This is a genomic window from Bradyrhizobium sp. 179, from assembly GCF_023073535.1.
Taxonomy (GTDB): domain Bacteria; phylum Pseudomonadota; class Alphaproteobacteria; order Rhizobiales; family Xanthobacteraceae; genus Bradyrhizobium.
Genome location: NZ_JADPJR010000045.1, coordinates 1 through 1360 on the forward strand (window position 1 = coordinate 1; position 1360 = coordinate 1360).

Genomic DNA, 1360 nt, shown 5'->3' on the forward strand with positions numbered 1-1360 from the left:
AAGGGGACACATCCGCTGCCGGGTCTTATGACCCAACCGCTGCAAGAACGGCTTCAGCCAGCCTTCGAGTTCGTCTTCCCATTCCGCCATGGTCAGCCCTCCAAGAGCCGACCACCCATGAATCATTGAAAAATCGATTCGGGACTCCTAAAAATTCAGAGGAATCCGACAATCTGCCAAAGTAGTGCTAGGACCAAGCGGCTGCGGCAAGACGACGACTCTCCGTATCATTGCGGGCTTTACCTCGCCAGACGGCGGGATGGTGCAAATTGCAGGTGAGGACGTTGGCCATTTGAAACCTTATGAGCGCAATGTAGGTCTCGTTTTTCAGGATTACGCACTCTTTCCTCACATGACAGTGGCCCAGAATGTCTCTTACGGCATGCGATACCGCAGAACGCCTGCATCGTCGATACCATCTCGAGTCAAGCAGATGCTATCGCTTGTACAATTGGCCGGCATGGAAGCCAGATATCCCAATCAGCTAAGCGGCGGACAACAGCAGCGCGTCGCGCTGGCACGAGCGCTCGCTACCGATCCCAAAATCGTCCTTCTAGACGAGCCTTTGTCCGCACTAGATGCGAAGCTTCGTCTTGAATTGCGTATCGAATTGAAGGAGATACTCAAATCGGTCGGCGCAACCACCATCGTCGTGACCCATGATCAAGAAGAGGCTCTCAGTCTCGGCGATGAGGTTGTCGTCATGCATGCTGGCAAAATCATTCAGCGCGGGACGCCGACGCAGATCTACAAGACCCCCGCCAGCAAGTTCGTAGCTGAGTTCGTAGGAAGGTCCAATTGGTTTCGGGGATCGAGACTCGGCCAGTCGAGCGAAGATATTAGTTCTTATATCACCAGCGACGGACTTGAGATCCGAGTACAATCGGCGAACTGCGACCATCGGTCCGGTGCCGATCTATGTATAAGACCAGAAAACATCGACTTGACAGACTGCACCATGCGCAGGATGAGCGAAGAGAGAGAACACAACGTCTTGGCAGGCGTCGTCCTCGATGTGGCGGCTCTTCGCGCCGATCTGCATGTGGTAGTCGAACTTCCGGGAAGAAATCGGTTGTTAGCAATCCGGAAGAACTTGGGGAGGACCCCGGGAGTTATGGCTGGACAGGCCGTGCAGGCGGTTTTTTCAGCGTCAGACGTTCTAGTCTTCTAGAGACGTGCATTCCGCAACTGTTCTCGACCACCGCGCCCAAGGCAGCATGATGCTATTGACCTTGCCCCCCATATGTGGAGCGGCCCGCGAGGCAAGAGCTTTTTCAATCGATTCACACATTGGGACGGTGCGGTCATATGTTCGGCCTTTGCGCGCGGCACATGGCCGCTGGCCTCGATGAGATCCGCG

Annotated in this window: 1 protein-coding gene and 1 pseudogene; both read left to right on the forward strand. The window is 54.9% G+C overall.

The features are described 5' to 3' along the window. Positions 1 to 187 precede the first annotated feature (187 nt). Positions 188 to 790 (forward strand): annotated as a pseudogene (locus IVB12_RS10595) (ABC transporter ATP-binding protein); the annotation flags it as partial. Positions 791 to 922: 132 nt separating this feature from the next. After that, positions 923 to 1171 (forward strand): TOBE domain-containing protein, encoded by a 249-nt coding sequence (locus tag IVB12_RS10600; protein WP_346658493.1) that lies wholly within the window; start codon positions 923 to 925, stop codon positions 1169 to 1171. The last annotated feature ends 189 nt before the right edge of the window (positions 1172 to 1360 follow it).